Annotated in this window: 25 protein-coding genes; 10 read left to right on the plus strand and 15 right to left on the minus strand. The window is 65.6% G+C overall.

Features of this window, described 5'->3' with window-relative positions:
- Positions 1 to 18: 18 nt before the first annotated feature.
- A complete protein-coding gene (locus tag CXZ10_RS17380) occupies positions 19 to 768 on the minus strand; it encodes an SDR family oxidoreductase (protein WP_101290633.1) in 750 nt (249 codons plus the stop codon).
- A 95-nt stretch (positions 769 to 863) separates the two neighbouring features.
- Between CXZ10_RS17380 and CXZ10_RS17385 the strand changes: the two genes are divergently transcribed.
- Both CXZ10_RS17385 and CXZ10_RS17390 read left to right on the plus strand, forming a co-directional pair.
- Positions 864 to 1,808 (plus strand): AraC family transcriptional regulator, encoded by a 945-nt coding sequence (locus tag CXZ10_RS17385; RefSeq protein ID WP_101290634.1) that lies wholly within the window; start codon positions 864 to 866, stop codon positions 1,806 to 1,808.
- A 305-nt stretch (positions 1,809 to 2,113) separates the two neighbouring features.
- Positions 2,114 to 2,914: a TIGR02391 family protein gene (locus CXZ10_RS17390; protein ID WP_101290635.1), complete on the plus strand. Its 801-nt coding sequence runs from the start codon at positions 2,114 to 2,116 to the stop codon at positions 2,912 to 2,914.
- 64 nt (positions 2,915 to 2,978) lie between these two features.
- On the opposite strand, the gene CXZ10_RS17395 is transcribed toward CXZ10_RS17390, so the two are convergent.
- Complete coding sequence (locus tag CXZ10_RS17395; RefSeq protein ID WP_101290636.1) at positions 2,979 to 3,410, minus strand: RrF2 family transcriptional regulator; 432 nt, start codon at positions 3,408 to 3,410, stop codon at positions 2,979 to 2,981.
- 93 nt (positions 3,411 to 3,503) lie between these two features.
- On the opposite strand from CXZ10_RS17395, the gene CXZ10_RS17400 reads away from it, so the two are divergent.
- Positions 3,504 to 4,481, plus strand: coding sequence for an alpha/beta fold hydrolase (locus CXZ10_RS17400; RefSeq protein ID WP_101290637.1), 978 nt, complete (start codon positions 3,504 to 3,506; stop codon positions 4,479 to 4,481).
- Positions 4,482 to 4,516: 35 nt separating this feature from the next.
- On the opposite strand, the gene CXZ10_RS17405 is transcribed toward CXZ10_RS17400, so the two are convergent.
- Positions 4,517 to 5,629, minus strand: a complete 1,113-nt coding sequence (locus tag CXZ10_RS17405; RefSeq protein ID WP_101290638.1) for a hypothetical protein — start codon at positions 5,627 to 5,629, stop codon at positions 4,517 to 4,519.
- A 185-nt stretch (positions 5,630 to 5,814) separates the two neighbouring features.
- On the opposite strand from CXZ10_RS17405, the gene CXZ10_RS17410 reads away from it, so the two are divergent.
- Positions 5,815 to 6,375: a GNAT family N-acetyltransferase gene (locus CXZ10_RS17410; RefSeq protein ID WP_101290639.1), complete on the plus strand. Its 561-nt coding sequence runs from the start codon at positions 5,815 to 5,817 to the stop codon at positions 6,373 to 6,375.
- Positions 6,376 to 6,432: 57 nt separating this feature from the next.
- Here the strand turns inward: CXZ10_RS17410 and CXZ10_RS21875 are convergent, their stop codons facing one another.
- From CXZ10_RS21875 to CXZ10_RS17435, 5 genes are all read right to left on the minus strand, one after another.
- Complete coding sequence (locus tag CXZ10_RS21875) at positions 6,433 to 7,188, minus strand: hypothetical protein (protein ID WP_101290640.1); 756 nt, start codon at positions 7,186 to 7,188, stop codon at positions 6,433 to 6,435.
- On the minus strand, positions 7,182 to 8,198 hold the full coding sequence (locus tag CXZ10_RS17420) for a hypothetical protein (protein WP_101290641.1): 1,017 nt from the start codon (positions 8,196 to 8,198) through the stop codon (positions 7,182 to 7,184). The genes CXZ10_RS21875 and CXZ10_RS17420 overlap by 7 nt, the downstream gene beginning before the upstream one ends.
- 138 nt (positions 8,199 to 8,336) lie before the next feature.
- Positions 8,337 to 8,738 (minus strand): DUF1801 domain-containing protein, encoded by a 402-nt coding sequence (locus CXZ10_RS17425; RefSeq protein WP_101290642.1) that lies wholly within the window; start codon positions 8,736 to 8,738, stop codon positions 8,337 to 8,339.
- 28 nt (positions 8,739 to 8,766) lie between these two features.
- The gene (locus tag CXZ10_RS17430; RefSeq protein WP_101290643.1) at positions 8,767 to 9,219 is read right to left on the minus strand and encodes a GNAT family N-acetyltransferase; all 453 of its coding nucleotides are present in this window, start codon (positions 9,217 to 9,219) and stop codon (positions 8,767 to 8,769) included.
- Between the two features lie 14 nt (positions 9,220 to 9,233).
- Positions 9,234 to 10,133, minus strand: coding sequence for a helix-turn-helix transcriptional regulator (locus CXZ10_RS17435; RefSeq protein ID WP_101290644.1), 900 nt, complete (start codon positions 10,131 to 10,133; stop codon positions 9,234 to 9,236).
- Between the two features lie 160 nt (positions 10,134 to 10,293).
- Between CXZ10_RS17435 and CXZ10_RS17440 the strand changes: the two genes are divergently transcribed.
- Complete coding sequence (locus CXZ10_RS17440) at positions 10,294 to 11,064, plus strand: SDR family oxidoreductase (protein WP_101290645.1); 771 nt, start codon at positions 10,294 to 10,296, stop codon at positions 11,062 to 11,064.
- Positions 11,065 to 11,455: 391 nt separating this feature from the next.
- Positions 11,456 to 11,812 (plus strand): cupin domain-containing protein, encoded by a 357-nt coding sequence (locus CXZ10_RS17445; protein ID WP_101290646.1) that lies wholly within the window; start codon positions 11,456 to 11,458, stop codon positions 11,810 to 11,812.
- Between the two features lie 250 nt (positions 11,813 to 12,062).
- Here the strand turns inward: CXZ10_RS17445 and CXZ10_RS17450 are convergent, their stop codons facing one another.
- The 3 genes from CXZ10_RS17450 to bla form a co-directional block, all read right to left on the minus strand.
- The gene (locus CXZ10_RS17450) at positions 12,063 to 13,508 is read right to left on the minus strand and encodes an EF-hand domain-containing protein (RefSeq protein ID WP_101290647.1); all 1,446 of its coding nucleotides are present in this window, start codon (positions 13,506 to 13,508) and stop codon (positions 12,063 to 12,065) included.
- A 458-nt stretch (positions 13,509 to 13,966) separates the two neighbouring features.
- Positions 13,967 to 14,401 carry a CBS domain-containing protein gene (locus tag CXZ10_RS17455; RefSeq protein ID WP_101290648.1) on the minus strand — a complete coding sequence of 145 codons (435 nt, stop codon included), beginning with the start codon at positions 14,399 to 14,401 and terminating at the stop codon, positions 13,967 to 13,969.
- Between the two features lie 289 nt (positions 14,402 to 14,690).
- On the minus strand, positions 14,691 to 15,569 hold the full coding sequence (bla, locus tag CXZ10_RS17460; protein ID WP_101290649.1) for a class A beta-lactamase: 879 nt from the start codon (positions 15,567 to 15,569) through the stop codon (positions 14,691 to 14,693).
- Positions 15,570 to 15,970: 401 nt separating this feature from the next.
- Between bla and CXZ10_RS17465 the strand changes: the two genes are divergently transcribed.
- The gene (locus tag CXZ10_RS17465; protein ID WP_101290650.1) at positions 15,971 to 16,540 is read left to right on the plus strand and encodes a putative glycolipid-binding domain-containing protein; all 570 of its coding nucleotides are present in this window, start codon (positions 15,971 to 15,973) and stop codon (positions 16,538 to 16,540) included.
- Complete coding sequence (locus CXZ10_RS17470) at positions 16,537 to 17,463, plus strand: agmatinase (RefSeq protein ID WP_101290651.1); 927 nt, start codon at positions 16,537 to 16,539, stop codon at positions 17,461 to 17,463. The genes CXZ10_RS17465 and CXZ10_RS17470 overlap by 4 nt, the downstream gene beginning before the upstream one ends.
- A 245-nt stretch (positions 17,464 to 17,708) precedes the next feature.
- Here CXZ10_RS17470 and CXZ10_RS17475 read toward each other — a convergent pair whose 3' ends face one another.
- The gene (locus CXZ10_RS17475; RefSeq protein ID WP_101290652.1) at positions 17,709 to 19,475 is read right to left on the minus strand and encodes a chloride channel protein; all 1,767 of its coding nucleotides are present in this window, start codon (positions 19,473 to 19,475) and stop codon (positions 17,709 to 17,711) included.
- A gap of 637 nt (positions 19,476 to 20,112) precedes the next feature.
- Entirely contained in the window at positions 20,113 to 20,547 is a 435-nt protein-coding gene (locus CXZ10_RS17480; protein WP_101290653.1) for a MerR family transcriptional regulator, read from the minus strand.
- 71 nt (positions 20,548 to 20,618) lie between these two features.
- On the opposite strand from CXZ10_RS17480, the gene CXZ10_RS17485 reads away from it, so the two are divergent.
- A complete protein-coding gene (locus tag CXZ10_RS17485; protein ID WP_101290654.1) occupies positions 20,619 to 21,665 on the plus strand; it encodes an SDR family oxidoreductase in 1,047 nt (348 codons plus the stop codon).
- A gap of 67 nt (positions 21,666 to 21,732) precedes the next feature.
- On the opposite strand, the gene CXZ10_RS17490 is transcribed toward CXZ10_RS17485, so the two are convergent.
- Both CXZ10_RS17490 and CXZ10_RS17495 read right to left on the minus strand, forming a co-directional pair.
- Complete coding sequence (locus CXZ10_RS17490; protein ID WP_143741558.1) at positions 21,733 to 22,491, minus strand: hypothetical protein; 759 nt, start codon at positions 22,489 to 22,491, stop codon at positions 21,733 to 21,735.
- A 219-nt stretch (positions 22,492 to 22,710) separates the two neighbouring features.
- The gene (locus tag CXZ10_RS17495) at positions 22,711 to 23,073 is read right to left on the minus strand and encodes a GatB/YqeY domain-containing protein (RefSeq protein ID WP_101290656.1); all 363 of its coding nucleotides are present in this window, start codon (positions 23,071 to 23,073) and stop codon (positions 22,711 to 22,713) included.
- Positions 23,074 to 23,136: 63 nt separating this feature from the next.
- On the opposite strand from CXZ10_RS17495, the gene CXZ10_RS17500 reads away from it, so the two are divergent.
- On the plus strand, positions 23,137 to 23,553 hold the full coding sequence (locus CXZ10_RS17500) for a helix-turn-helix domain-containing protein (protein WP_101290657.1): 417 nt from the start codon (positions 23,137 to 23,139) through the stop codon (positions 23,551 to 23,553).
- Positions 23,554 to 23,636 lie beyond the last annotated feature (83 nt).

Below are 23,636 nucleotides of genomic sequence, written 5' to 3' on the forward strand. Positions count from 1 at the left end.
CCCAGAAGATCGAGGCGCTTATCCCGCCTCTGCCATCAAGGCTTCCGCATCGCGCCCGGCCGCGAGACGAAATGGCGATGCCGGATCGGTGGCGCATCGCCAGATCGCCGCCGCCACGTCGGAGGCGCGGGTCGTCGGTCCCGAGCGATCGCGCATGTGGGCTACGATGCGCTCGATCATCGGTGCATAGTCGGCGTTGTCGCTGCCCCTGAGATGAGGCAATCCATTGGCGCCGAACCGCGTTTCAGGTGCGCTTCCCGGTATGACCAGATGGGTGCGCACGCCGAACGGCTTCACTTCCAGGGCCAGCGTCTCAGTCAGGGAGTTCACCGCGGCCTTGGTGGCGCGATAGACGCCGACCATGGGCAACGACTTCAGCGTGGTCGACGAGGAGACGTTGATGATGACGCCCGATCGTCGCTGGCGAAACGATGGCAGCAGTGCCTGGATGATCGCAAGCGTGCCCAGCGTGTTGGTTTCAAACATGGCGCGCGCCACGCCGAATTCGGTCAGTTCGACGGGGGACGGCACACCGAAACCGGCGTTGTTGACCAGAACGTTGATCGGACCAGCCTCGGCTACCGCGTGAGCGGCGCTAGCCGCATCGGTCACGTCGAGCCGCAGGAGGCGGAGCCTCTCGGATGCCGGAAACAGCTCGGCATTGAGCGTCCGCATGGTCGCGACCACGTCCCAGCCGCGCTGGAGGAACAGCCGCGCTGTCTCCAGCCCGAAGCCGGATGAGCAGCCGGTAATGAAGATTGCAGGCATAGGTTTCTCCGCCTCTTGATGCTGAAATCAATCTAGCGGCGTTGACCAGGACGAACTATGGTTGAGAGTATTGATTTCTTTTGAAATGGTCCTGCATGAAGATCGACCCGCTTGCCGAAGTCGTCACACTGCTCCAGCCGAGGGCCCGCTTTTCCAAGCTGATAGAGTGCGGCGGCTCTTGGAGGTTCCGGCGAAAGGGAACGGGCGATCCCTTCTACTGCGCGGTGCTGGAGGGGCAGTGCCGTGTGACGGTCGACGGGCAACCGCCCCTGATCTTGCGCGCGGGGGATTTCCTGCTGGTCCCGGCCATGCGCGACCTGATCAAGGAAAGCCTGGACTTGCCGCAGGGCGAGACACCGGAAGAACCGATCGAGATCGGCGAGGGGCGCTTTCGTGTCGGCCGGGAAGACGAGCCGCCAAACCTCTGCATCCAGATCGGGCATTGTTCGTTCGGATCGCCCGATGTGGCACTGCTCGTGCCGCTGCTTCCGCGTCTTGTCCTGGCGCGCGGGGAGCCGCGGCTCGCGACGCTGACGCAATTGGTCGGCGAAGAGACCCGCGCACATCGGCCCGCGCGCGAGCTTGTGCTCGAACGGCTGCTGGAGGTGCTGCTGATCGAGGCTTTGCGATGCGGCTGCGAGACAGAAAATGCACCGCCGGGTCTGGCTCGCGGTCTTGCCGACGATCGCGTTGCGGCAGCGCTGCGCGTCCTCCATGCCCGCCCGGAACGTCCTTGGACGGTCGCTGGGCTCGCTTCCGAAGCGTCTTTGTCGCGGTCGGCTTTCTTCGCTCGCTTCAGCCGGACGGTGGGCATGCCACCGATGGAATATCTTCTGGCATGGCGAATGGCGTTGGCCGGACGGCTTCTCCGCGGGCAGGAGCTCAGCTTGGATCAAGTCGCCGAGCGCGTCGGCTACAGTTCATCCAGTTCCTTCAGCGTCGCCTTTGCCCGATACGCGGGTTTGTCACCGGCTCGCTATGGCCGGATGTATCTGAATGGCCAGACTGGAGAGCCGGCGCAGCCGCCGTCAACTATCTAGAACTCTGTTTAGGCGCAGTTCCGGACGCAAAACCGGTTTCCACTTTTGCTGGAACTGCTCTAGCGGCCGTCCCCGTCGCCTACTGGTTACCAGTCCCGGCCCTAAGTGCCGGATGCTGTTGCCGTCTTGGCGTTTTGCTCTTTTGCAGAAAAAGACGATCCCCTCGCGAAAACGACATCCGCATTTAGGCTGATATACTATTGAGCCACTCCCCATTTCTGGAACAGGGATCATACTTCCTAAGTTAATTCATTGTCCGATTAGAACGTATTCAGTCGCGGGCGCTTCAGCCAGAGCGAGACATCATGCCAACCTTTACCCAACACCAACTGGAAGCCATTGCCGGCGCACTCGGCGATACACCCGGCGGTCTGACCGACGGCGAGATTTCCATTCTGCTCGAGACGGCCAGCATTCCCGATGCCGACGCGGGCCTCGAGACGCGGCAGCGCCTCCTCAACGCCTTCGCCGAGGTGCAGACGAGCCGCAACGACCGCACGCATATCCTCGCCTTCATCTGCAAGGTGATGCGGCGGGAACGTTTTGCCGAGGAGCCCGAGCGCTTCGAGGCGATGCGCCTCAACGTCAACCAGGCCCTGGCGCTGGCCGGCCTTGCCATCAGCGAGGATGGCAAGCTCACGGTGATGCGGGCGGAGAACAAGCTCAGCGAGGCGGCGCGGCGGGCGCGGGAACTGCGCGCCGATCTCACCTATCGCGGCGCCCATCCGGAGGTGATGCGCTACTGCCAGCAGGAACTCCTGGTCGACAACTACATCCACGCCGTGCAGGACGCGGTGAAGGGCGTTGCCGACAAGATCCGCCGCCGCACCGGCCTCAACGACGACGGCGCCGACCTGGTCGATCAGGCCTTTGCGGGCGCGCCGCCGCTTCTGGCGATCAACGCGCTGGTGAGCGAGGGCCATCTGGCCGAGCAGAAGGGCTTTGCCAGCCTGCTGAAGGGCTTGCTCGGCCTGTTCCACGACGGGGCCGACGGCGAGCCGAGGCCGCACTGGCACATGACCAAGGACGACGCCGAGGATCTGCTCAGCCTCGTCTCACTCCTCCACCGGCGCATCGACGCGGCCAGCACGCCGCAGCTGATGTAGGGGGTGGAGCTTTCAAGACGCAACTCCGGACGCAAAACCGGTTCCCACCTTTGCTGGAGTTGCTCTAGGCTTGTCCCTTGGCCGTCTCCATGGCGGCGCGGGCGATTTCGGAGAGCGTGGTGGCGCCGTAGATCTCGACGAGCCGCGCCTCGGCCTCGGCATGGGCGGCGACGAGCACGGCGTTCGACGCCCGCTCCACCGGGCAGGAGGGGTGATCGCTTGAGGTGGCGGCCGGCAGGATCGGCCCGCCGTCGAGCGCCCGCTGCACGGCGAGCACGGTGATCTCGTCGAGGCTCTTCGCCATCCGCCAGCCGCCGCCGCGCCCGCCCTCGGAGGCGACGATGCCATGGTCGCGCAGCGCGCCGAGGGTGCGGCGCACCACCACCGGGTTGGTGTTCAGCATCTCGGCGATGCGCTCGGACGTCTCCCGGCCGCCCAAGAGCGCCATGTGGACGAGCACGTGCAGCATGCGCGCCAGCCGGCCGTCGCTTCGCATGTCCTCACCTTTCCGCAACAATTGAAGTTACGCTATATTGACTCCAGGCTCATTCTGTAACACCACTTGTTACGCAATGAAAGGAGCCACGCCATGCGCGAGACGCTGATCGACACGCGGACCATCTCCATGAGCCTCATCGAGGCCGGCGAGGGGCCGCTGGTGCTGCTCTGCCACGGCTTTCCCGAGGGCAAGCGCGCGTGGCGCCATCAGGTGGCGGCGCTGGCCGCCGCCGGCTACCGGGCGGTGGCGCCCGACATGCGCGGCTATGGCGGCAGCGGCGCCCCCGCCGAGGCCGACCGGTATACCGTGGTGCATGCGGTGGGCGACATGGTGGCGCTCATGGATGCGCTGGGCGAGGAACGGGCGGTGATCGTCGGCCATGACTGGGGCGCCACCGTCGCCTGGCAGGCGGCGTTGATGCGGCCCGATCGCTTCCGCGCCGTGGCGGCCTTGGGCGTGCCGATGATGGGCCTGCCGCCGCTGCCGCCCTCCAGGATCTTTCCACAAAGCGAGGAGGCGCTGTTCTACACGCTCTATTTCAGCGAGCCGGGGCTGGCCGACGCCGAGTTCGCCCTTAACCCGCGCCTGACGCTCCTCAAGATCCTCAACGCGGCGAGCGGCGAGGCCGGCCCGCGCCTTCAGGGCGACGGCACGCCCAACCCCTTCGGCATGGTGCGGCGGGGAGTGGGCCTTCTCGCCGACCTGCCCGAGCCGGCGGCGCTGCCGGCCTGGCTGCCCGAGGAAGAGCTCGACCTCCTGGCCGGGGCCTTCTCCGCCACCGGCTTCACCGGCGCGCTCAACTACTATCGCAACCTCGACCGCAACTACGAACTCCAGCAGGCGATGGCCGGCGCCAAAGTGGAGGTGCCGGCGCTGTTCCTGATCGGCGAGCGCGACACCGGCCTTTCCATCCCCGGCATGGCCGACATCATCGCCGCCATGCCCGCCCTGGTGCCCGACCTCCGCGGCTCGCAAGTGATCCCCGACGCCGGCCACTGGCTGCAACAGGAGCGGCCGGAGGAGGTGACGGACGCGCTGCTCACGTTCATCGAGGGGGTTGAGGGGTAGGGGAGGTGGAGGGAGCATGATATTAGCCGCTCGCTTCACCGCCTCAGCATCAGCTTATCGAAGTCGGGGTTGGGATCGCTCGTGCAAGCTTTTTGCTTGGCCGTGTTGGCCGCCTTGCCCTCTTCGATCTGTCGGCGAGTGCCTTGATCGTAGGGCTGCATGGAGAGGGCTTCGGCTTTGTACGTTACCGTATACCCGGAGAGTTCCAGACCGGTGATCTTCCGCAGGTCGTCGGCAATCGCGTTCAGGTCTCCCTGCCCCTCGCAATGAAACAATCCCTGGACGCAGCTACAATCTGGCGTGGGTGTGTAAGTTCCCTCCCATTCTTTCAGATGGATAAGGTTGTTGACCTTGGTCCCACTGACGGTCGACCCGGGAGCGTGGGAGCTCAGCACAACGGCCAGCACGTTGTCTTCCGAGGCGATTCTCCAGTCGACTGCCGCATAGGAGGACAGCCAGAGGATCACCGGCTTGCCTTCCTGTGGCGGTGATAGCTTGAGCGACATGCCTTTGGCGCCGCTTTCATAGATGCCGGCATAATAGACGTGGGCTGACCTGTCTCCGTTTGTCCTGAAAAACTCCGCAACTTCGGCTTTTGTCCAGGACTTGGCATTGTCCTCTATCGTTACCTTGTACTCGGTCGTATGCCAGTTGTTGATATATTCGACTTCGATGACGTGCTCGCCTGGAGTGAAGTTGTGCACGAAGCTGGTTTCGTCCGCGTCATCGAACACCATCTCACCATCGATGAAGATTCGAGACTTGGCCCAGCCTTGGCTGACGCTGATCTTCTTTGTGGTGGGAGCCGAGTAGTTCAGCCGTCCGACCCAGTAGGCCGCGAAGTTCGGCGACTCGATGTTATGGAAATCGTTCCAGGCGTAGTTGATCGCAATGCTGTCCACGTTCTCCTGGAAGACGATGGTGCGGGGGTTGCGGCGGTCAATATAGATCGCCTTGAATCCATTGGCTGGAACCTGATGAGATGGATTGAGTGCCTTGCCCCAGGTGCTCCTGATCCGGTCGGGCCCGACCACATTGCCGGCATCACCCACCGTTTGCGCCTGTGCCGAAAGAGCCGAGAACGGGCACGAAGCCCCAAAGGCCAGCGAGAGCAGCAGGGCCAGGGAAAACAGATGACGGGCACGCATCGGATGGCGTCACTTTCACAATGTCGGATGTTACACGTTTAACGCGCAATGCGTTTAGGATTCCTTTTGGTTGCGCGAGTGTGTGTTGCAATTCCTGGAGGCTGGATCTATCGCTCGACAAGCATCAATCGGTGCGGTGATGACCATCGTTTTCGGTCGTGCAGGGTGCGTATGGGGTGGCGGAAATGACCTCCACGACAATCCCGGTTCTCGTGACGCCGACGCTGGACGCCCTTGGCGGCTATGAGGATGCGCTCGCAAGGGGCTGGTCGCCCGACCCGCGGCGCGTGGGCGACGCCGCCTATGTCGAGGCCGAACTCGCCGCGCTCAGGAGCGATCGGGCCGGCTATCTTGAGAAGATCCTAAGTGATCCCGCCCCGGCGCGAAGCCCCTCGCGGGCGGCGCTCGTCAACCACGCCTTCTGGATCTTCGACGGCGAGTTCGCCGGCAAGGCCGACCTCCGCTACATCCCCGCCACCGGCGCCGTGCCCGACGACATTCCCGGCCACGTGGGCTTTTCCGTCGTGCCCTGGAAACAGGGGAAAGGATACGCCACGGCGGCGCTCCGGGCGCTGATGAAACTCGCGAGATCCAAAGGCCTCAAGACGCTGCATATCCTCTGCAACATCGAAAACATGGGCTCAAGGATCGTCATCGAGCGGGTGGGCGGCAAGCCATACCACGTGGGGCAGCACCCGTCGGATCTTCCGGAGCAGTGGAAGGCGTATTATCGGGTGAGGTTGTGAGGGGCAAGCTGACCCCTCTTGATGCGCGACGGGTCGATGGGTCGAGGGATTGATCGTTCAGAGGTTGTATGCGGCGCGAAGCCGCTTAGCGACATCCTGTCGCGTCATGCTCACGTTGAACTGCCGAGGGTCATAATCGGCTTCTGCCGTGGCCAGCTCGACAAACGCCAGCAAGTCCTTCGCAACCGTTTCAGGCAGATCATAGCTGGCTTCCAAGCTCAAGAGTTGCAGCAGGCGCGCCACATCGTTGCGATGTTTTTTGATGTTCCTTTCGTCGACCTGGCTACCCGCATCGCGCTTCCGGCGAAGATCGAGCCACGCCAGCGCCTTGAACGGGATGATTGCGGCCGCGTTGAGTACGGGAATCCCAGCCGCTGCGCTTACCATCGATTTCAGGAAATTGTAGTAATCCTCGTCGAGCAGGATGGCCGACAGGCTTGCGGCCGTGTCGTCGATGGGGAGGGGTGTAAGATGCGAGCCATCGGCAAGTATCAACCCCTCCGGCGACCGCGAGAACAACTTGAGCATCGCCGGGAAACCTTGGGCTTTCGGCTTTTGAAAGCGGTATAGGATTTTTCCGCCCTCGCTTTTCTCCTTGATCTCGTATTCTCCCTCCTCGATAAAGCTCCAGAAGCATTCAGCGAAGGCAGGGTCCAGCGCTTCGACGATCAGTACGATGTCAAGGTCCTTGGTGGCGCGGAAGTCGAGGCCGATCTCGCCCATGATAAGTTCGCAGGCAGCCCCACCGATCAGCACATATTGATGTTCATGACCCGCAAAATGGGTGCGGAAACGGTCGATCCCGGTCACCATTCAAGTGTCTCCAGCAACTCTTCGGCAGCCTGCGCCACGCGTTCGTCCGGACTCGCCCGGACACTGAGATACAGCGAGAACCTATCGATGACACCGTCCCGCGCGAGGATGAGCGGGTCGTAGGCCCAGCTCTGGATCTCGGTGCGGTCGTCGTCGAATCCTCCCGTGGGGATGAGTGCGAGACTCTCGCTGAGATTTTTCCAGTTCAGCGCCAGCACGGCACGCGTCTCGACCCGAGGCGCAGCCAGCATGGTGTAGTGGGCAAGAGCGCTCTCACCGGCGAGTGGTGCGACAGAGCTTCCGATCCTGCCATTGACGACGCGAACTTTGCGGACTGGGGATTGCAATCGCTCGCGAACGGCCTCCCACAACTCATGACTGCCCAAGAGCATGTGCAGACGGCGTTGTCGGCCAACTTGGCGGCGCTTTGCAAGCTGAAGGGCCTCAAGCTCACTCAGCGTTCGACTCATGCTCATGATCGACACGCCGAACCGCTTGGCGAGGTCGGTAAGATGTTCGTCCTCGGGGGCGACACCTTGCAGGATCGCAAGCAGCAGCAATTGCGCTGTAGGACTGACCCGGTCGGCGGGGGGGATTGCAATCTTCGGCGCGCGTTCGCGAAGATCGAGCAATGCTTCCGGAACGTAAAGCTGTGCGCCCGGAGCAATGAACCCAACCTGCCGCTCCACCATCTGACGCCGGACGGCGCTCGGCACATTGTCAAGCAACAGCAAGACGAGATCGACGCCGAGTTGACGATGGATAAGGTCACGGTGCTTGAGATAATCTGCTGACATGCCTCGTCGAGGTTCGCGTATGGCCATGATAACGAGGGGACGGCTGCCCAATTGCCCCTGCCACAGCTTATAGCGATCATGCACGAAATGTGGAACGTTCGCAGGGGCAATCGGTGTCAGTTCCAGCCGCCGCCCGAAGGCGTGCAGGACATAGGCCTCCGCCGCCTCGGCAAGCGTATCCAATTGCGCGGCTGGGATTTCTTCTAACATCATGCGATCAGTCTAACAGTGGTGCTGTTAAAAGTAAATCTGCTGTTAGATACAGGCATGTGTGCCGGCTCCCAGAGCTGGTGACGAGTGTTCCCTTGCTCGTTTTCGATGCGGTTGACTTGTGCTGCCGCCACCCCAGCCCTACCTCCCCGCCTTCCCCACATTCCACCCCACCGCCTCCCGCACCAACTCCCTGAACGCCTCCCCATCCACCATCTCCCCCTCGCGAATATCAATCGCGCGCCTCGTCCCTCCGCCTAACCCTGCATTGAACAAGCCCTTGGGATCGTTGAGGGCGGCGCCGTGGGGGAAGGTTAGTTTGACGTAGGTCTTGTAGACTTCGCCGGTGCAGAGGATGCCGGCGTGTTCCCAGGTGGGAACGCCTTGGGGGTTGGTGGGTTTGGCCCATTTGAGGGCTTCGACGACGTCGGGGTCGGCCTCGTGGATCAGGGCGCGGATGCGCTTCAGGGTTTCGCCGCGCCAGTCGCCCAGCTTTTCGAGCTTCAGATCGATCAGGGCGGATGGCGATAGTTGGTCGGTCATCAATGCTCCTCCATGTGAGAGCGTCAGCTCAAAGCGCCAGCTTCATGCCCTCGTGGCTCGCCTCGAATCCCAGCGACGCGTAGAAGGCGTGGGCGCGGGAGCGGGTCTTGTCGGTGGTGAGCTGGACGAGGCCGCAGTGGCGGGCGCGGCATTCGGCGATCGCCCGCTCGATCAGCGCCCGGCCGATGCCGGCGCCGCGCCGCGTCCGGGCGACGCGCACGCCCTCGATCTGGCCGCGCCACATACCCCGGCGCGTCAGGCCGGGGATGAAGGTGAGCTGAAGGCAGCCCACCACCGCGCCGCCGTCGTCGGCCACCAGCAGCATCTGGTTGGGATCGGCCGCGATGGCGTCATAGGCGGCGAGATAGCCGGCGTCGAGCGGCAGGCGCGCGTCCTCCCGCCCCCGTCCCAAGTCGTCGTCGGTGAGAAGGGCGACGATGGCGGGGAGGTCGTCGGCCGTCGCGGGTCTGATGTCCACCATGGGTTTCCTCGCTGTCACGCCGCCGCGCCGCGCGCGTATCTCGCCGGCGGCTCGCCGACGTGGCGGGAGAAGGCGATGGTGAAGGTGCTGGCGGAGGCGTAGCCGGTGCGTTCGGCCACCTCGGCGACGCCGGCCGCGCCCCGGCGCAGCATGTCTTTTGCCAGCGCCATGCGCCAGGCCAGGAGATATTCCATGGGCGCGAGGCCGACGACGCGGCGGAAGCGCTCGAAGAAGACGGAGCGGGAGAGGCCGGCTTCCCTCGCGAGCTCCGGCACCGTCCAGGGGCGCGTCGGGTTCTCGTGCAGGCGACGGAGGGCGGCGGCGAGCCGCTCGTCGGCCAGGCCGCGGATGAGGCCGGGCGAGGCGGTGGCGCCGGGCAGGGCGCGGAAGGCCTCGATCAGCATCACCTCCAGGAGATGGGCGAGCACCACGTCGCGGGCCGGGCGGGCGGCGCGCGCCTCCTCGTCCACCAGCTCCACCAGCGTCGAAAGGCGCGGCGCGCCGCGCACGTGGATGAGGCGCGGCAAGAGCGACAGGAGGAGCGCGGTGTCGGCCGAGCCGAAGGCGCAATAGCCGACCACGAGGCGCGTGTCGGCCGGCCCGTCCGCCCGGCCCATGCGATAGTGGCGCGGCCCCACCTCCACCGGCTGGGTGACGACGCCCTCGGGCGGCGGCGCGAGGCTGGTGGTGGTGAAGTCGTTGGCCGAGGGGATCAGCACGAAGTCGCCCTTCTCGGCGATCAGCGGCGGGTGGTCGTCCACCGCGAGGCGGCAAGCGCCGTCGAGCACGGCGGCATAGAAGGGGCGGCCGGCCTCGACGCGGGTGACGCGCCAGGCGCCGGCGGCCGAGACCAGCTTGGAATAGCGGGCGCTCGGCTGGAGGAGGGTGACGACCTCGGCGAGCGGATCGGTCATTTCCGGACTTTCGTAAAAGAATATCGGACGATGCATCGTAGCACGTCCCGGATGTCCAATCTATCTTCAAGCCCTCAACAGCTTCTTCGGACGCAGTTCCGGACGCAAAACCGGTTCCCACTTTTGCTGGAACTGCTCAGGTATTTTGAAAGGACATCCCATGACGACGGTCTTGATCACCGGCTGTTCCTCGGGCTTCGGGCTTGAAACGGCCAAGTATTTCCTGGAGCGCGGCTGGAACGTGGTCGCCACCATGCGCAAGCCGCGCGAGGATCTCCTGCCGGCGTCGGAGCGGCTCAGGGTGTTGCCGCTCGACGTGACGGATGCCAAGAGCATCGCTGAGTGCGTCGCGGCGGCCGGGCCGATCGACGTCTTGGTCAACAATGCCGGCGTCGGCTTCTTCAATCCGCTGGAGGGCACGTCGGCCGAAAACGCGCGGTTGATCTTCAAGACCAACACGCTCGGCACCATGGCCATGACGCAGGCGGTGCTGCCGCAGTTCCGCGAGCGGCGCGCGGGGGTGATCGTCAACGTGTCCTCCAGCGTCACGGTGGCGCCGCTGCACCTACTCTCGGTCTACACGGCCAGCAAGGCGGCGGTGAACGCCTTTTCGGAAAGCGTGGCGCTGGAGCTCGAGCCCTTCGGCATCCGCGTGCGCATCGTGCTGCCCGGCCGGGCGCCGGAAACCGACTTCGGCCAGAACGCCCGCGCGCTGATGGCCGGCGGCATCCCCGAGCCCTATGGCGACATCGCCGAGGCGGTGTTCGCCAAGTGGGCCCAGCAGCCGGTGGACGAGGTGACGCACGCCATCGACGTGGCCGAGGCGGTGTGGCGGGCGGCGACCGATCCGAATTGCCCCATGCGGCTGCCGGCGGGCGCGGACGCCGTGGCGCTGGCGGCGAGGGTGGGAAGAGAGTCCGTCATGGCGTGAAGGGAAGGAGAGGAGCGCGATATCGGCGTCGCGCTTCGTCCTGCCTGAGGTACACCTTGAATTCGCGAGCGAATTCAAGCGGCCTGCGCGGGGATGACAGATTTATATATACGGAACAAGTTGATAGCTGGTGATAGCCCTCTGTTGGCCGAACTATCGACTGCTGCCATCATGCTGTCATCCCCGCGAAGGCCACTTGAATTCACGTGTGTGAATTCAAGGAGGACCTCGGGCAGGAAAGGGCAAGGGGCGGGCATAGGGCGGCGCTGAAAAAGGAAGCGCGATATCGGCGTCGTGCTCCATCTCCCTGTACTTGCGCATTTTCGGGTTGTCGTCGCCGGCATCGCGTGTAACGCCTTGTCTTCCCCAAGATGGGATACAGGGAGCTGAGATGAAGACGGTCAATCTCAAGGACAAGCTGAGCCGGTTTTCGAGCCACTGGGACCCGCATGTGGTGGCCGACTACAACGACAACGACGTGATGGTCGTGAAGTTCATGGGCGAATACCCCTTCCACAAGCACGATACGACCGACGACTTCTTCTACGTGCTGGAAGGCGAGATGGAGATGGACATCGAGGGCGAGCCGCCGCGCACCGTCAGGGCCGGCGAGCTCTTCGTGGTGCCGAAGGGCGTGGTGCATCGCCCGCGCGCCAAGAGCGAGGTCAAGGTTCTGCTGATCGAGCCCAAGGGAGAGCCGAACTCCGGCGATTCAGGCCGCGAGCCGGCTCCGAAGAGGCGTATCTGAGGGCGTGGGGTAGATGGTCGGGTATTGGAGCGCGATATCGGCGTCGCGCTTCGTTCTGCCTGAGGTCCTCGCTTTCGCAAGGATGACAGTTTATTGATATGAAACAGTTACTTGCGTGTTCTCAGCTCGCCGCTGCCGAACGATTTCCCGCCTCCATCAAGCTGTCATCCTGGCGAAGGCCGCTTGAATGCGCGTGCGAACTCAAGGTGAACCTCAGGCAGAAGAGAGCGAGAACGGAGACGGCCGTAGGCTATCGGCAGCCCGGCGGAAGCGGTTTGCCTGGTTCTTCCGAATCCCTACAGGACTGCCCCGCTGACCCTTCCGGTCCCGCGACTGTGAGGTTCAAGCCGAACTTGCCAGACCGAGTGCCCGTGGAGCCCGCCGGGAGAGAGGGGAGCGGCCCGCCGATGCCAAGCGTGATTGGCAACACCTTGTATTTAGCCGCCGGCGCGAAGGCTGCCACCTTGCCGGGGTCGATGCTCACGAGACCGGCAGGTGCAAGTTCTGCGGCGGCACGCCAGTCTTCAAGATCAAACCCCGGCGGTGCCGATGGCCGGCTTACGGGCGTGTCCTCGAAGTCCATTGCCGTTACCAACAGCTTGGCAACCGAATAGGTTGCCGCTATCCGGCCGGGCCTCCGGCCGATCGCCGCGGCGACTCTGTCCCCGATCAACCTTCCTTCCCCCGGGGAAACGTCGTGGAACGACGGCACGCAGACGTCCCGCTCGTCGCCGTCCGCCAGCGCCAGCTTGTCCGCCGATATGCCGACGGCTCCGCTGTGCGCCCGCATGAAACCGCTTAGGACAACCCTTTCAACGCGATCGGTCGCGCCCGTGAAGCGCCAGATCATCGGTTCGTCAGTGGAGAGAATGATGTAGAGCGGTTCGCTGCCGGCCTTGATGGCGATCTCGGCCGTGGTGGTTTGCTTCTCGGGCGAGCCGATGTAGACGTCGGAGACGGCGGCGCCGTCATGGACGCCAACGAGGACGATTTCCGCCCCTGACGATGGGCGGGGCATCGCACAATCGAGACTGCCGGGCGGCAGCGTCATATCGGAGGCGTCCCGCAAAAGGTTGATAAGCAGCCTGGTTACGGTGTCGCGCGTCAGTGACGGCTCGTTGGCATCCGCTCCGACATCGCCGAAGACTGATCGATATTCTGAAGCGGAAATCTCCAGGTCACCATTGGCATCGACCTCCCTGAAGGCACGGGTGGCGCGGTCCAGAACCTCCTGAAGGTGGATCTCGTCGCCGTCGACCATCCTGAGATAGGCATGCGCCGCCACAACACGCGGTTCGGTGACGGTATTGAACTCGTGCCGGCTCACGGCTGCATGCTCATTCTTGCCGAACAGGCGGAACAGCTCATCGATCTTGCGGGCTTCTACGCCTGCCTGACCGAGTTCGGATCTATCCAACCGGTCATTGCCATCGATGTCCGCGCGCATGGCCGCGTTGACGGCCCTAACCCACCGGCGCTCCGCCGCGCGCTCGTAAAGGGCGATCTCCGATGCCGGCACGGCCGTGCTCCCCTCGGGAATCCCTCGCTGGAAATAGCGCAGCGGCGACAAGACGTGCCCCACATAGGCTTCAAAAACCACGTTTGGGCGCATGGCATAGACGAAAACGCTGTTGTCCGTCGCGGCTTGGGACGCGGACGCGGCGGTCGCGAGGAGCAAGGCGAGCAGGAGACGCATGGCGAACGGCCAACTCCTCTTGGATTGACGAAAGCGAGCGGCTTCTCGGCCCAGAGGTTGCAGAATACCGCAGTCTCTATCGGGCGTCGATGGCAAGGCGGCAGAAGGCCACCCGAGAAGATGAAGGAAAGAGGCGGACACGAAGCGCGATATCGGCCGATGCGCTCCACCGTCCTGAGGTCCTCCTTGAAATCACGCGTGAATTCAAGCGGCCTTCGCGCAGGATGACAGTTTATTGATATGAAACAGTAGCTTAAGTGTAAGCGCCTCGCCCTGTCGAAGGACCTCCCGCCACCATCATTCCCGAGCAGGCCGCTTGAATTCGCACGCGAACTCAAGGTGTACCTCAGGCAGGAAAGGGCGAGGGGGGAGATAGGCGCCTTATGGCATCGCCCCTCGTCCCTGAAAGAGGCGAGGGGCAAGCATGGTGGCGCCCCTCGCTCCCGTCGCGCTGCCCGTCAGCCGGTCTGGGTGTGCGTTCCGCCGGGGCGGGAGATGTCGGTCAGGGCTTCGCCGGCCATGCCGTCGCGGGTGGCGATCGCCAGGTCGCCGAGCGACAGGATGCCCACCAGTTGCTTTTCGCGGTTGACCACCGGCAGGCGGCGCACCTGGTTGTCGCCCATGTTGCGGCTGACGTCCTCAAGCTGCTGGTCCTCGAAGCAGTATTTGACGTCGTCGGTCATGACGTCGCGCACCGGCGTGTCAGGCCCCTTGCCGCGGGCCACGGCGCGGATGGCGATGTCGCGGTCGGTGATCATGCCGACGAGGCGGCTGTTCTCGCTGACCGGCAGGGCGCCGGCGTCCAGCCCGGCCATCAGCTGGGCGGCCTGTTCGATGGTTTCTTCGGCGTGGGCGACGCGCACGTCGCGCGTCATCGCTTCGCTCACCTGCATGGCGGCCTCCTGTTGTTGCGGACCCGGCGCCGCGCAAGGGGGTGTCCATGGCGACGCCGGTTCGGGGAAACCGCTGGGGTGGGGGATTGTTCCTGCGAGGGGGATGGTGGTGTGGGGAGCGTGATATCGGCGGCGCGCTCTACCGTCCTGAGGTCCTGCGCCTTCGCGCAGGATGACAGGTAATTTATATAACAAAAACAATTATATAGCGTGTCATCTTGCACGAAGGCGCAGGACCTCGGCCAAGAAAGTGGCGAGGGGCATATATCGCCGCCCCTCGCTCTCCTCATCACCCGAAGCGCGCGGCGATGATGGCGGCGGTGTCGGCGATCACCTTGTTGCGGCCGGGCATGTCGAGGTCGGAGCCGGTGAAGTAGATCGAGGCCAGGATGGGCGCCTTTTCGGGCCGGTAGATGATGCCGACGTCGTTGCGCGTGCCGTGGCCGCCGCTGCCCGACTTGTCGGCCACCTGCCAGGTTTTCGGCACGCCGGCCCTGATCAGCGGGCCGGTGACGATGCCGGTCAGCATCCACTCCTCCAGCTTCTTGCGCGAGGTCTCTGACAGCGCGTTGCCGACCATCAGCGCGTCGAGGGTGCCCATCATGGCCTCGGGGGTGGTGGTGTCGCGTTCGTCGCCCTCGTCGGCGGTGTTGAGCGAGGGCTCGGTGCGGTCGAGGCGGGAGGTGGCGTCGCCCAGCGCGCGGACGTAGGCGGTCCAGCCGGCCGGGCCGCCGATCTCCTTGAGGATCAGGTTGGCGGCGGTGTTGTCGCTCATCTCGACGGCGGCGCGGCAGAGCACTTCCAGGCTCAGGGAGCCCTCGGCGACGTGCTCCTTGGCGACGGGGGCGTAGTCCTGGAGGTCGGCCTTGCCGTAGGAGATGGACTTGTCGAGCCTGAGCTTGCCCTGGTCGACGGCGGCGAGCACGGCGGCGGCGGCCACGAACTTGAAGGTCGAGCACATGGCGAAGCGCTCGTCCGCCCGGTGGACGAGGCGGGCACCGGTGGCCTTGTCGAGCGCGGCGACGCCGAGCCGGCCGCCGCTGCGCTTTTCCAGCGCGGCGAGTTCGTCGTCGGCGGCGAGCGCCCTGCCGGCGAGCATCAGGCCGAGACCGGCGGTGGCGGCCGTGCCGAGCAGCGAGCGGCGGGTCGGGAAAAGAAGATCGTGCATCAATGCCTCGCGCAATGTCGTGGTAGCCCCCGGCGGCGATCCTGACCCTCCATGTGGCGGTTGTGGGGCGAGGGGGTGGAAAGGGAGCCTGATATCGGCGGCTCGCTCCACCGTCCTGAGGTCCTCTGCCTACGCAGAGGATGACAGAATTATATATATGGAACAAATGGATGCCTCCTGTTCGCCTGCGGGTTTTCGAGCTGTCTCCCGCTCCCATCAAGCTGTCATTCTCTGCGAAGGCAGAGAACCTCAGGCAGAAAAGGGCGGCCGCGAAATATCGGGCTCCGGCAGCCTGCGCCTTACCTCTCCTACGAGCTTTCGCGCATCCGCTTCGCCGAAAAGTCTGCAACTTTTCGGGCGGATGCTTTAGGATTCCCCCATCCGTTTGCGAGGAGGCGCCGATGACGACAATCGTTTGCTGGCGTGAGTGGGAGGGCGAGGGGCTGGAGCATTGCGCCGCCCGGTTCGCCGATGACGGCCTGACGCTGGAGGGCGTGGTGGCCGGCACGCAGGAAGGGCTCTATGGCGCGCATTACAAGCTGCGCACCGACGCCGCTTTCCGCACCCGCGAGGTGCGCGTCGCCTTCGTCGGCGGCCCCGTGCTGCATCTCGAAGCCGATGGCGAGGGCCACTGGCACGACGCGGCCGAGGGGCGGCAGTTGCCCGAGCTCGATGGCGCGGTCGATATCGACATCCGCGTGACGCCCGCCACCAACACGCTGCCCATCCGGCGGCTGGGCTTCGGCATCGGCGACAGCCATGAGATCGCCGTCGCCTATGTGCCGCTGCCCGATGCGGCGGGCGGTGGGCTCCGGCCGAGGCGCGTCGCCCAGCGCTACACGCGCCTTCCCGGCGAGGGCGTCTACCGCTACGAGGGGCTCGACAGCGGCTTTTCCGCGGACATCGAGGTGGACGCGGCCGGCCTGGTCGTGGATTATCCCGGGGTGTTCCGACGCTTGAGGCGCCCATGACCCGTTCTCCGCTGCTTCTCGGCCCGCCCACCTTTCTCGGCCTGCCGGACCGCCTCGCCGAAGGGGCGCCGCGGGCGATGATCTTCGGCGCCGGCCATGGCAGCGCCTATCGCGGCCGCGACAGCCGCTCGGCCAATGCGGCCGGGGCCATCCGGGCGGCGAGCCAGGAGGACGCGCCGCTGTTGGGTCATTGGGATTTCGATCTGGGCGGGCCGCTGTTCGCCGGCGGGCCGATCTCCGCTGTCGACATCGGCGACGTGGAGACCGCTGCCGACGACAGCGCCGGCAACCGCGCCCGCATCGCCGAGAAGACGGCCGAGGTGCTGGCGGCCGATGCCGTGCCGATCCTGCTCGGCGGCGACGATTCCGTGGTGATCCCCTTCCTCGCCGGCTTCGCCGGGCATGGTCCGGTGTGGGTGCTGCAGATCGACGCCCACATCGACTGGCGCGACGAGCGCTATGGCGAGCGCCACGGCTTTTCCAGCCCGATGCGCCGGGCGAGCGAGATGGGCCACGTTCACGGCATGGTGCAGGTGGGCATGCGCGGCGTCGGCAGCGCGCGGCTCGAGGAGATCGAGGCGGCGCGGCATTACGGCAGCCATCTGGTGACGGCGCGCGAGATCCACGCCGAGGGCGCGGCGGCGGCGCTCCGGCGCATCCCCGAGGGGGCGCGGGTGGTGATCACGCTCGATTGCGACGGGCTCGACCCCGGCATCATGCCCGGCGTGGCGGCGCCCAGCCCCGGCGGCCTCAGCTACACCGAGACGATCGACCTGATCGCCGGCGTCGGCCGGCGGGCCAAGATCGCCGGCTTCGACCTCGTCGAACTCGCCCCCGCCGCCGACCCCACCGGCCTCTCCGCCCTCACCGCCGCCCGCCTGGTGGTCAACGCCATCGGCGCGGTGGTGCGGCAGGGCGGGTGAGGGGAGGCGATACCGGCCGGGAGCTCGACCGTCTGGAGGTCCTGCGCCGATATCATGCTCCCCACCCGAGGGCGCCTGATACCTCCCTCACCACCTTTTCGTCCTGAGGTCCCCGCTTTCGCAGAGATGACAGATTTATATATATATAACAAGCGGATAGCGTGTGCTATGTCCTGCGCCAGCTGAGTTATCTTCCGCTGTCATGATGCTGTCCTTCCGGCCCAGGCAGATATCGGGCGCCCCGCTCACCCCTCGCCGGTCAGGTCCCGTCGCGCCTTGTCGAGCTCCTCGGCGTAGCGGCGGAGGAGGTATTGTTCGGTGAGGAGGCCGACGACCTTGCGGGTGTGGAGGCTTTCGACCACGGCGAGCTCTTCGGCTTTCGCCGTCTCGAACAGCTTGGCCGCCTCGGCCACCGTCATCGAGGGCAGCAGCATGGCCTCGCGGTGGCGGAGAAGCGGGGCGATGTCGGTGCGGCCCTCGGTGCTCTCCGGCGCGTAGGCGTCGGCCACCACCACGACGCCGGCATAGCCGCCGTTGCCGTCGACGGCGATGGCCCGCTGCGTCGAGCCCAGCGGGAACATGGCGCGGAAGCTCGTGAGGCCGAGGCCCGAGGAGACGGTGCGCACGTCGGAGCGCATCATCCTGGAGACGGTCAGCGAGCGCATGCGGCCTATGTCATGGGCGCTGCGGATGGTCTCGCCGCGCAGGTGCAGGCGCCAGGTGGAGAAGGAGTAGCCGAAGGTTTCGCGCACCACCACGGCCGCGACGATGGAGGCCGTGAGCACGGCGCTGGTGATGGCGAGGTCGCCGGTGGTTTCCAGCACCAGGAAGGCCATGGTCATCGGGCCGCCGACGATGCCCACCGCCATCGCCGCCATGCCGATGACCGAGGCGATGAGCGGCGACATGTCGGGCGTGAGGCCGGTGGCGATCAGGATCAGCGCATAGGCCTTGCCCATCAGCGCACCGAGGTAGAGCGAGGCGAAGAACAGGCCGCCGCGAAAGCCCGAGCCGAGCGACAGCGCCGAGGCCAGCGCCTTCAGGACGAACAGGGCGATGAGCATCTGCCAGCTTGTCGAGGCGACGAGATCGACATGCAGCGCGCCGTGGCCGGAGGCGAGCACATGCGGGGTGAGGAGCGCGAGGCCGCCGACCAGCGCGCCGCCGATGGCCGGCCGCGCCCAGGCGGGCACCTTCACCAGGCGGAAGGCGCGCTCGACGCCGGTGACGAGCTGCATGACGGCGACGGCGAGGAGGCCGCCGATGAGGCCCAGCAGCATGAAGGGCGCGAGGTCCGACGCCGTCAGCAAGGGCACGTGGCCGATCTCGATGGTGGTCTGGTAGGCGCCGAGCCAGCCGGCCGTCAGGCTGGCGGCGAGCGAGGCGGCCAGCACCGGCGCGACGAGCGCCACCGAATAGGTGCCGATGATCAGCTCGAAGCCGTAGAAGGCGCCGGTGACCGGCGCGTCGAAGGCAGCGGAGATGGCGCCGGCGGCGGCGCAGCCGACGAGGGTGCGGATGTCGCGGCGGCGCAGGCGCAGGGCGTCGGCGATGCGCGAGGCGAAGCTGGCGCTCGCCTGGGTGTAGCCGGCCTCGAGACCCACCGAGGCGCCGAAGCCGGAGGAAATCATGGTCTGCGCCGCCACCAAGAGGCTTTCGCCCACGGACATACGGCCGCCATGCAGGGCGTTCGCCTCGATGGGGTCGACGGGAGGGCGGGAAAAGCGGCGGCGCGTCAGCAGGGCGAGCAGGGCAAGGAGAATGCCGCCGGCCACCGGGATCAGGGCCAGCGCCGGATGGCCGAGGCTCTCCTGCTCGCTGAGCCGCTCACCCGACGGCAGCATGTAGAGCCACTGGTGGGCGGTGTTGGTGACCCAGCTCATGGTGGCGACGACGATGCCGGCCATGCAACCCACCACTGTCGCAAGCGCCAGGAGGCCGATTTCGCGATAGCGGCGCAGCCGGAGCAGCAGGCGGAAACCGGAAACGGCAAGGGCGGAGAGGCTGGGCATCGGGCGTCGCAAGGGGGTGAGCGGGTCGGCGGGCCGGACCGGCCCATTGACGGACAACGCTTATCGTCCGTTTCGGCTGCACTGGGAAGGGAGGCGACGATGGGGCGCGGGGTGGTGATCCGTCTCCCCGTCCCATCAAGCTGTCCTCCTCCGCGAAGGCGGAGGATCTCGGGCAGGAAGGGGCGGTGCGGGGGATACCGGGCGCCCTTGGTTCATGGCCCCTGATAGTGGCCGCTGCGCGATCTCGTCCTGAGGTCCACCTTGAATTCGCGCGCGAATTCAAGCGGCTTTCGCGAGGATGACAATTAACTGATATATAACAAGTAGATAGGTGTCGTGATTGGGACTTGGAGGTTGCGCCCTCCGCTGGAGGCATGTGATGTGGGGGATGAGCACGCGTGCGGCTTATCCATCTGTTTCCTCTATATAAATCTGTCATCCTTGCGAAAGCGAGGACCTCATGCAGGGAGGGGCGAGCGGTTGATATAGGGCTCCCTTGGTTCATGGAGCCTGATAGTGGCCGCTGCGCGATCTCGGCCCGAGGTCCTCGCCTGCGCAAGGATGACAGATTTATATATAGGACTCAGTGGGATAACCCGATTGCGACCCACCGCAGCCGGTCTCCCGCGCGTCCCCGTCATCGCCGGGGCGGCGGGGGATACTCCGGCGCGGCGGGGCAGGGGGACATGTCGAGGAAGCGGGGTTCAAGGCCGGGTTTGCCGCGCGCCACCCAGTCGCGCTTCTGACGCAGGTAGTCGGTGAGCTCGGCGAGCTCGGCCGCCTTCTGGGCGAGCCGTTCGAGCTGTTCGTCCATCAGCTCGATCTCGCGGGCCGGCGACAGGCCCTGGCGCTGGAGTTCGGCGGCGATCTGGCCGATCTCCCGGAGCGGCATGCCGAGCGACTGCGCGAAGCGGATCATGCGGGCGGTGGAGGCGTCGCGTTCGGAGAAGATCTGGTAGGGGTTGCGGCCGCCCTTCGTTCCGAGTTCCGGCGCGAGAAGGCCCTTGCGGACGTAGAAGCGGATGGTGTCCTGGCTGAGCCCGGTCCGCGCCGCGAATTCGCCGATCAGCATGGATACACCCCTTGACCATGGACCTTGGTCCAGCCTTATGAAGGATACTCCATTACATCTGGAGCCCCTTCATGTCGAGCGATCCTCTATCCATTCCGCCGCGTTCCCTGGCCTTCGTCACCGGGGCGACCGGCCTTCTCGGCAACAATCTGGTGCGCGAGCTGCTCACCGACGGCTGGCGTGTCAGGGCGCTGGTCCGATCGCCCGAGAAGGCGGCGCGGCAGTTCGCCGGGCTCGACGTGGAGATCGTCAAGGGCGACATGCTCAGCGTGCCGGGCTTTGCCGACGCGCTCTCAGGGGTGGATGTCGTGTTCCACACGGCCGCCTATTTCCGCGATTCCTACAAGGGCGGCAGTCATTGGCCGGAGCTGAAGGCGGCCAATGTGGACGGCACGCGGGCGCTGCTCGAGCAGGCCTTCGGCGCCGGGGTGCGGCGCTTCGTTCATGTGAGCTCGGTCGCCGTGCTCTACGGCGCGCCGGGCGCGGTGATCGACGAGACCATGCTGCGAAACGAGCGCGACGCCGACGACTATTATCGCAGCAAGATCCTCTCCGACCGCGAGGTGCTGGGCTTTCTGGACGCCCACCCCGACTTCTGGGCGGCCATGGTGCTGCCCGGCTGGATGCACGGGCCGGGCGACATCGGACCGACCTCGGCCGGGCAGACGGTGCTGGACGTGGCGGCGGGGCGCCTGCCCGGCCTGCCGCCGGGCTCCTTCTCGGTGGTCGACGCGCGCGACGTGGCGCGGGCGATGATCCTCGCCAACGCCAAGGGACGGCGCGGCGAGCGCTATCTCGCCGCCGGACGGCACATGACCATGGCCGACCTGGTGCCGCTGATCGGCGCGGCCACGGGCGTGAAGACGCCGACCCGTCGCATCCCCCAAGGCTTGCTCTATCTGATCGCCGCCGGCTACGAGGCCTACGCCCGGCTGACCGGCCGGCCCGTGCTGCTGAGCTGGGCCATGGCGCGCGCCGTGGCGCGGGAGGCCGACCGCTCGCATTACGACCCCGGCAAGAGCGAGCGGGAACTCGGCCTCGCCTTCCGCCCCGTGGCCGAGACGCTGCGGGACGAGGTGGCGTGGTTCCGGGCGAATGGGGTGCTCGCGGCGGGGTAGCGGCAAAAGCTGCCGGCAACCCTTTCCGGCAGGCATGAACTGCCGCCTCAGCGTGTGCCCGGCGCCGCTACGCCTCTATGTTGACCGCGGCGCGCTGGGCGAGCCAGGGCATGTATGTGTCCACCGAGTAGGTGCCGGCGCTGCCGTTGCGGGCATGGATGACGGAGGCCGAGGTGTCCTGCGTCTTCACCATGTCGCTGACCTGCCGGTAGACGGCGGCAGCGGTCTCGCGGGTGAGCGAGGCGACATTGGGGAAAAAGATGTGGTTCTGTCCGGGTTTGCCCACCGGATCGGTCCAGTTCGGATCGGCGCCGACGACCGGTTCGGTCTGCGTTGGCGTGTGTGAAGCGGGAGTATCAGCGCCGGGTGTGGTCGGTTGCGCCGAGGTGGGCGGTGTGGAGGGGCTCGACTCGCCGTCGATGTAGGCGTTCAAAAGGGACAGGTATTCCTTGAGGGAACTGACCTGCCTGTCTCCATAGTGGCCGAAGATGTTGCCGGCTCCATCGAGGCCCTGTTCTATGTCGACCTCGACAAAGCCCTTCATCTTGATCGCGGATTCGAGACTGAGATTTGTTATGTTTGGAAGGTGGGTATCGTTATTGTTAAGGGTCCTGGCTGCCTCGGCCTCGGCCTTTGTCTTTTCAGCCTCGGCTTGTTGAACTTTCATTCTTTCCCTGTTGGCCTTTATCTCCGCCAGAATCTCTGGGCTAGGCTCCGTGCGCTTGATCAGTTTACTTGCAAGGTTTTCACCAGAGACTCGCCTCGAGTTGAGGTCTAGGCCCAAGCGGACGCCTGTCAAAACAGATGCTGTTGCAGTTGCGGACATAGTTCGCACCCCTTTGCCGCTGTCTCCCTGAGATCGCGTTATCACGGGAAGGCGACGCACATCTTCTGGACTCAACCTAGGGGGATTGGCGATTACCCTGGCTATGCCCCGCAAGCTGCCATCGATTGAACCGGTTGCCATGCTGGCCTCCACTGCTGCTCACAGGTTGTGGTTGCATGCTTCGTGCCAGCCGTGCGTTCAGCCAGAGAGGCGCCTCCCTCACCCCCCGACATAGCGCCGGATCAGTTCCACCTCGGCGGTGAGGGCCTCCGCGCGGGTGTCGACGCCGAGGCGGGCGAACTCGGCGGCGGCCTCGAGGCGGGCGTCGATTTCCCAGCGGAGGAGGGCCTCGATGTCATCGAGGGTGAGATGGCGGCGCTCGGCTTCGGCGGTGCCGGCGCCGAAAAGATGATGGACGGCGGCGGGGCGCGTCTCGGCGAGCGGCACCGCCTCGGCATTGTCGAGCGCCGCGACGAGCTGGCGCAGCAGGGCCATCTCCGCCTTGGCGCCCCGCTTCATGGCGGCGACGAGGTCGCGGCGCAGTTCGGCCTTGATCGCCTCGGCGGGGGTGGGTTCGGTCATATCCTATTGCTCCTCATTGTTACGTGTTATAGGACTATGAGGGAGTGATAAGGAGTCTTTTTGATGGCGAACCCGCTGCTGACGGTGGAGGAGGCCGCCGAGGCGCTGAAGCTGCATCCCAAGACGGTGCTGCGCCACATCCGCGAGGGGCGGCTCGAAGCGACGCGGATCGGCAAGGCCTACCGGATCGACCGCGCAAAGCTCGACGCCTTCGCCGGGGTTGCGAAAGGGAGCGCCCAGCCGGCCGCCGGCGCCCGCGCCACCGTCATCGTCGACGTGCCCGACATGACGGTGGAGGCGGCCGAGCGCCTCGCGACGCTTCTCGGCGCGGCGGCGCTCTCCGGCGACGCCGAGAGCCGGCCGCTCACCATCAACACCGCCTTCGATCCGGCAACCGGCGCCTTCAAGGTGGTGCTGATCGCCGCGCCGGTGGATGCGGCGCGGATGCTGGAGATGATCGAGATGGGATTGTCGAAATGACCGGCGCGGTGTTTCGCAGCGGTTGAGTGGCGGGAAGGGGGCCATCTGGCGGAATATCAGGCGTCCGGTTTCGAGCATCCTTG

It is taken from the genome of Pleomorphomonas diazotrophica, assembly GCF_002844595.1.
Taxonomy (GTDB): domain Bacteria; phylum Pseudomonadota; class Alphaproteobacteria; order Rhizobiales; family Pleomorphomonadaceae; genus Pleomorphomonas; species Pleomorphomonas diazotrophica.

What these genes read in the sequence shown, in the direction of transcription:
- CXZ10_RS17380 (WP_101290633.1), bottom strand. Translation starts at nt 768, where the DNA reads ATGCCTGCAATCTTCATTACCGGCTGCTCATCCGGCTTCGGGCTGGAG.
- CXZ10_RS17385 (WP_101290634.1), top strand. Translation starts at nt 864, where the DNA reads ATGAAGATCGACCCGCTTGCCGAAGTCGTCACACTGCTCCAGCCGAGG.
- CXZ10_RS17390 (WP_101290635.1), top strand. Translation starts at nt 2,114, where the DNA reads ATGCCAACCTTTACCCAACACCAACTGGAAGCCATTGCCGGCGCACTC.
- CXZ10_RS17395 (WP_101290636.1), bottom strand. Translation starts at nt 3,410, where the DNA reads ATGCGAAGCGACGGCCGGCTGGCGCGCATGCTGCACGTGCTCGTCCAC.
- CXZ10_RS17400 (WP_101290637.1), top strand. Translation starts at nt 3,504, where the DNA reads ATGCGCGAGACGCTGATCGACACGCGGACCATCTCCATGAGCCTCATC.
- CXZ10_RS17405 (WP_101290638.1), bottom strand. Translation starts at nt 5,629, where the DNA reads ATGCGTGCCCGTCATCTGTTTTCCCTGGCCCTGCTGCTCTCGCTGGCC.
- CXZ10_RS17410 (WP_101290639.1), top strand. Translation starts at nt 5,815, where the DNA reads ATGACCTCCACGACAATCCCGGTTCTCGTGACGCCGACGCTGGACGCC.
- CXZ10_RS21875 (WP_101290640.1), bottom strand. Translation starts at nt 7,188, where the DNA reads ATGGTGACCGGGATCGACCGTTTCCGCACCCATTTTGCGGGTCATGAA.
- CXZ10_RS17420 (WP_101290641.1), bottom strand. Translation starts at nt 8,198, where the DNA reads ATGATGTTAGAAGAAATCCCAGCCGCGCAATTGGATACGCTTGCCGAG.
- CXZ10_RS17425 (WP_101290642.1), bottom strand. Translation starts at nt 8,738, where the DNA reads ATGACCGACCAACTATCGCCATCCGCCCTGATCGATCTGAAGCTCGAA.
- CXZ10_RS17430 (WP_101290643.1), bottom strand. Translation starts at nt 9,219, where the DNA reads ATGGTGGACATCAGACCCGCGACGGCCGACGACCTCCCCGCCATCGTC.
- CXZ10_RS17435 (WP_101290644.1), bottom strand. Translation starts at nt 10,133, where the DNA reads ATGACCGATCCGCTCGCCGAGGTCGTCACCCTCCTCCAGCCGAGCGCC.
- CXZ10_RS17440 (WP_101290645.1), top strand. Translation starts at nt 10,294, where the DNA reads ATGACGACGGTCTTGATCACCGGCTGTTCCTCGGGCTTCGGGCTTGAA.
- CXZ10_RS17445 (WP_101290646.1), top strand. Translation starts at nt 11,456, where the DNA reads ATGAAGACGGTCAATCTCAAGGACAAGCTGAGCCGGTTTTCGAGCCAC.
- CXZ10_RS17450 (WP_101290647.1), bottom strand. Translation starts at nt 13,508, where the DNA reads ATGCGTCTCCTGCTCGCCTTGCTCCTCGCGACCGCCGCGTCCGCGTCC.
- CXZ10_RS17455 (WP_101290648.1), bottom strand. Translation starts at nt 14,401, where the DNA reads ATGCAGGTGAGCGAAGCGATGACGCGCGACGTGCGCGTCGCCCACGCC.
- bla (WP_101290649.1), bottom strand. Translation starts at nt 15,569, where the DNA reads ATGCACGATCTTCTTTTCCCGACCCGCCGCTCGCTGCTCGGCACGGCC.
- CXZ10_RS17465 (WP_101290650.1), top strand. Translation starts at nt 15,971, where the DNA reads ATGACGACAATCGTTTGCTGGCGTGAGTGGGAGGGCGAGGGGCTGGAG.
- CXZ10_RS17470 (WP_101290651.1), top strand. Translation starts at nt 16,537, where the DNA reads ATGACCCGTTCTCCGCTGCTTCTCGGCCCGCCCACCTTTCTCGGCCTG.
- CXZ10_RS17475 (WP_101290652.1), bottom strand. Translation starts at nt 19,475, where the DNA reads ATGCCCAGCCTCTCCGCCCTTGCCGTTTCCGGTTTCCGCCTGCTGCTC.
- CXZ10_RS17480 (WP_101290653.1), bottom strand. Translation starts at nt 20,547, where the DNA reads ATGCTGATCGGCGAATTCGCGGCGCGGACCGGGCTCAGCCAGGACACC.
- CXZ10_RS17485 (WP_101290654.1), top strand. Translation starts at nt 20,619, where the DNA reads ATGTCGAGCGATCCTCTATCCATTCCGCCGCGTTCCCTGGCCTTCGTC.
- CXZ10_RS17490 (WP_143741558.1), bottom strand. Translation starts at nt 22,491, where the DNA reads ATGTCCGCAACTGCAACAGCATCTGTTTTGACAGGCGTCCGCTTGGGC.
- CXZ10_RS17495 (WP_101290656.1), bottom strand. Translation starts at nt 23,073, where the DNA reads ATGACCGAACCCACCCCCGCCGAGGCGATCAAGGCCGAACTGCGCCGC.
- CXZ10_RS17500 (WP_101290657.1), top strand. Translation starts at nt 23,137, where the DNA reads ATGGCGAACCCGCTGCTGACGGTGGAGGAGGCCGCCGAGGCGCTGAAG.